This window comes from Caldisericum sp. (assembly GCA_022759145.1).
Lineage (GTDB): Bacteria > Caldisericota > Caldisericia > Caldisericales > Caldisericaceae > Caldisericum.
The window spans coordinates 1-4,490 of the sequence record JAEMPV010000041.1 but is presented as its reverse complement, the minus strand read 5'-3'; the positions used below and the strand labels follow the sequence as shown (position 1 = coordinate 4,490).

Here is a 4,490-nt window from a genome sequence, read left to right as displayed (position 1 = left end):
AGATTTTTTAGTTATAAGCATCTTTAATCCACGCTTAAAGAGTTTAGCATAAAAAAATAAGTCTTCTCCAAAATTTAAATTTTCTGGAAACCTAAGTCGATTTTCTTTTACTACTTTAGATGGTAAAATAGGCTGGAACGCAATATAGAAAAAATCTTTGTAATCAATTTCTATAAAATCACTCAAACCAAATTTATTATAAATTCCAGGTAACCAAATTCGAAGTTCAGAACCAAGCTGGACAAATTTACCATTATTGGTTTCATAGGACAAAGTAAAATCATCTGCTATAAAATACTTACCATACTCATACCTGGTGATTATGCCAAGCAGATATTCAATCCTTTCGGGCTTCCATGCATCATCGGCATCGATAAAAGCAATCCAATCGCCTTTTGCAACATCCAGGGCAACATTGCAAGCATATGAAACACCTCTATTTTCTTTTAAGTCAATCACGTTTATTCTTTCATCTGTGAAGGATTTTGCAATCTCCATTGTTTTATCTTTTGAGCCATCGTTTACTATAATTAACTCAAAATTTTGATAAGTTTGATTTAACACCGATTTAATTGCTTCCGCAATGTATTTCTCTTCATTATACGCAGGCATAACTACTGAAACAATAAAGTTAGATCCCACTAAATAATTGGAATCTCTTTCTTCTAAGAGAGGTAAAGTAGCATTCGAACAACAGGAAACAAATCTCTTGTCTTTTCTCATATTATGTATCTCTCTTCAGGCTTTCAATTAAATCAAGATATTTTATTACTGCGTTGTTAAGGGAAAAGTCTTTTGCTCTTTTTTGCAAAAATTCCTTTGGTAAAGGCATTTTAATTGTTTCTAAAATGGCTGAGGCAAGGGCTTCTATGTCACCTACAGGAACTAACTTGCCGTATCTCCCGTTCTCAAGAATTTCTGAAGGACCCGAAGGGCAATCAGTCGAAACAACAGGACAGCCTAAAGCAAGCGCCTCAATCAAAACCGTCGGCAGACCTTCGTATATTGAAGAGAGAACAAATACCGATGCTTTTCTCATATATTTATATGGGTTATCTACAAATCCAGGCATCCACAGGGATTCATCTATACCAAGCTCTTTTGCAAGTTGTTCTAAATTTTTCCTTTCTTCTCCCTCACCCAAAATTACAAGCCGTGAATCAATTTCCTTTCTTACAAGTGCAAATGCCTTAAGAAGAGTTGGAAAATCTTTTTGCTTATTAAGACGCCCTACTCCCAAAATAACAGGAATATTAGAGATAAAGCAGGGACATTCTGTCTCTTGTTTACTTTTCTCAATTATTTCTTCCAACAAAAAAGGGTTGTAAATTACTTTCATTTTGTTCAATGATACGTGAAATCTTTGGCTGAAATCTTTTGCAACGCCACTTGATACAGCAATAATAGCATCAGATAGACGAAGACTAAGCCAGGTAAAAAATTTAGCAAGTGAGCGTTTATAACTGGGAAAAGAATCAAGATACCTCGTTACATTGTGGCACGAATATATTATAAAAGGACGGCGCTTCTTTAGATAAGCAATGCCAACTGCAAGCATTACGACAAATTCAAAACCATCAAATAGGGGGAAAACTACCAACTTCTCTATTCTTAAAATATTTTACTAATGGAATGAAGCTCCTCACAAGCCTTAGTCTGTGAGGGACATTAAGATTTACAATATTAACTCCATCAGGAACGCTACTAACTAACTCTCCTTCCGCGTTTGCCAAAACTATATCAACACACGCATTAAACTCTAAAAAACCACGGCTTAAGGCAAGTACGACTTTTTCCACTCCTCTACCATATAATGCGGGCAAAACAAAACTAATATGGATTTTCCTGGTATCTAAGGTTTTCTTTTCCTGATCACAAGACAAAGTCGACATTTTTTTCCTCACTCATTCTCACTCTCGGGGATTTACAAAAAGAATTGTCTCATTCCAATCGTAGAATTTATGTGAGAGATAGAATTTTGAACCTGGTAGCAAGTTATTCAAAAATTCTGGTATAGCAATTATGTCCTCTGACTTGTGGTAAACCGAAACTGCCATTTTGGGTTTAAATTTTTTAATTGTTTCAGTAGCTCCTTTAAGGACATTAATTTCAGCACCTTCTACATCAAGCTTTATGAAATCGACCCTTTTTAATTTATTTCTTTCTACAAAAGAATCGAGCGTAACGCTCTCAACCTCAGTTCCACCACCAATAATAGATGAACTTGAACCAGAACCATCCATCTTCATTTGAAGTAAACCATTTTCATCTGCAAGAGATTTCTTTATAGTGATTACACTATTCTCTAATTTATTTCTTGCTACATTCTGAGATAAAACTTGAAAACTCATTTCATCCGGCTCAAATGCATAAACTTTGCTTGCCCCTCTTGAAATAAACCAAAAAGAAGTCTCGCCAAGAAAAGCACCACCATCTATTACAATGTCACCTGCTGAGAGCCTGCACATTTCATGATAATATTGCTCAAGCAACCAAGTTTCACCTACTGCCGCAAGATCGCCCCTAAAGGAGAACTTATCAATATTAATAAACCCTTGTTTATCTATCCTTAATGACCGCAAACTATTTTTAAATTCCTCTTCGCTTATGCAAGATGGAAAAATCTTGCTTGCAAGGCTCCCTATTAATGCATAAGCAACCCTGTATTTTATAAACCGATCAAAAGTAGACTTCGAATCACCGTCATCAAAAAAGTTATAGATTTCGTCAAATTTTTCTGGTTCTTCAATAACAAGTTTCATTGTTCCTACAGAACTCCATTTACCCATAGGGCTATACTTAAGTGCTTCATAGGAAGATTTGCGCATCAAATGTAAGCCAAGTTTCTCCAAAACCTGGTTAAATGCACGATTTTTAACATATAAACTTACTTTATCTAATTCATTAATATATCTTTCGAAATTAAGTTCTTGGACTTTCTCATAAGCGTCTTTAATTAGCGAGAGTGTATGTAGGTTCTCCATAATCATATTATATCTCAAAACATACCTTTTCCTTTTTGCATGAAAATCCAAAAACTAAGCATTAAGTCTCTAAACATTGCTTCCATTACCAGTTGGTTCTTGCCAATATTCAAGGAAAAATACAAGCAAAATTGAGAATAAGAAAGCTGTAATGCCTGCAACTGCAATATTGAATAACTTCCTTGGCTTAACGGGTTTTTCTAAGATAGAATATCCATTAGGATAATAGAAAAGATTAGAATTTTTTATAGCAAGATTAAGATTAGCAATCTGCTGCTTTAACTGAGTTTCCTGCGTAAACAAGGTTTCGTAAGAATCCCTCAGCGTTGCATACTCAAGGTAATACTCAGATTTAACAGTACCATCTTTATTAACAAGCTGAAGCATTTTAGTCGAAATATCCGAAAGACGAGTATCTATAGCAGCCACTTGAGAATTCAATTGACTAATATACTCTTTTAAAGAATCCATCTGTTGGTTAAAATCAACTTTAACATAATCATTAAGTAAGACAACAAATTCATCAAAAAAACTCCTGATTAAATTTTTATCAGTACTTTCAAAGCTAACCAAAATCGACCACTGGGTTGCGCTTTGCGTTTGGGTCGCTTCAACCTTGTAATCACCTTTTAACTCCGACAGCGGAATATCCAATTTATTAGCAAGTTTCTGCATAAAATCATCACTCATAACAATTTGCAGAGTTTCAGTGCTGCTTAGTACCGGGGTACTTTGTTGCGGAAACGAAGTGTTTCCTATCTGGGCAGGAAATACAGTGGCAACTCCTTTAAAAACATTTTTGAAAACGAAAAAATTAAAAACAGAAGAGATCACAACTGCCAAAACTATAACCCAAAGAATAAGATACTTCCACTTAAACATAATCCTAATAAAATCCTTTAATGTAATTTCTTTCATTACTGCCTCCTATACCAGATATCTCATCCAATAATATATCGCTAATAGCATTTTTTTGCAATTATAGTAGCTTCGTAACTTCTTAGGAAAAATAACTTCTGAAGAAAACTTAAGTCTCTTTCCTTAAAAAATGTTTTAAGAATTAGCAAATTCTTGGAAGATTCAATTATGCTGACCAGTTTGCTATTGGAGAAGTAAGAAACGACCGGAGGTCCTATATTATTCCAGTAGTTAAAAATGGTTATTCTTTTAGATGTAAACAGGCTCAGAAAACGTTTAAGGTAGAAAACAAATGTAAGAAGCCAAAAGGGCTCAAAAGTAGGCTCTAATATAACCAAGTAGCCATCATCCTTTAATAAATAAACAGAGTTTAATAACGCTTTCCTTGCAAGCTCAATTGAACCACTACGAGTTTCGGAAACTAAGTGGTGTAAAACTGCTCCAATTATTACAACGTCAAATTTCCGACCAATTTTCTCTACACAATCGTCGACAATAGAGCATCTATAAACCTCTAAGCCTCTTTCTTTAGCCACTTCCAGAGCATCTTCATCTATGTCTAATCCATAAACTTTCTTTATTTGAGTT

The 4,490-nt window shown here is 34.5% G+C and carries 6 protein-coding genes; all 6 read right to left on the bottom strand.

The features are described from left to right. The coding region (locus JHC30_02645) for a glycosyltransferase family 2 protein (protein MCI4463054.1) at positions 1–723 on the bottom strand (723 nt) is incomplete at its 3' end. A gap of 1 nt (position 724) precedes the next feature. Beyond that, positions 725–1,558, bottom strand: a complete 834-nt coding sequence (locus JHC30_02640; protein ID MCI4463053.1) for a glycosyltransferase — start codon at positions 1,556–1,558, stop codon at positions 725–727. Positions 1,559–1,577: 19 nt separating this feature from the next. Further along, complete coding sequence (locus JHC30_02635) at positions 1,578–1,799, bottom strand: hypothetical protein (GenBank protein ID MCI4463052.1); 222 nt, start codon at positions 1,797–1,799, stop codon at positions 1,578–1,580. A gap of 111 nt (positions 1,800–1,910) precedes the next feature. After that, on the bottom strand, positions 1,911–2,990 hold the full coding sequence (locus JHC30_02630; GenBank protein MCI4463051.1) for an FkbM family methyltransferase: 1,080 nt from the start codon (positions 2,988–2,990) through the stop codon (positions 1,911–1,913). Positions 2,991–3,053: 63 nt separating this feature from the next. Continuing rightward, positions 3,054–3,902: a hypothetical protein gene (locus JHC30_02625; protein MCI4463050.1), complete on the bottom strand. Its 849-nt coding sequence runs from the start codon at positions 3,900–3,902 to the stop codon at positions 3,054–3,056. A 41-nt stretch (positions 3,903–3,943) separates the two neighbouring features. Beyond that, on the bottom strand, positions 3,944–4,490 hold a 547-nt coding region (locus JHC30_02620), incomplete at its 5' end, for a methyltransferase domain-containing protein (protein MCI4463049.1).

Coding starts and splice junctions, on each gene's coding strand:
- JHC30_02640 (MCI4463053.1), bottom strand. CDS start 1,558: ATGCTTGCAGTTGGCATTGCTTATCTAAAGAAGCGCCGTCCTTTTATA.
- JHC30_02630 (MCI4463051.1), bottom strand. CDS start 2,990: ATGATTATGGAGAACCTACATACACTCTCGCTAATTAAAGACGCTTAT.
- JHC30_02625 (MCI4463050.1), bottom strand. CDS start 3,902: ATGAAAGAAATTACATTAAAGGATTTTATTAGGATTATGTTTAAGTGG.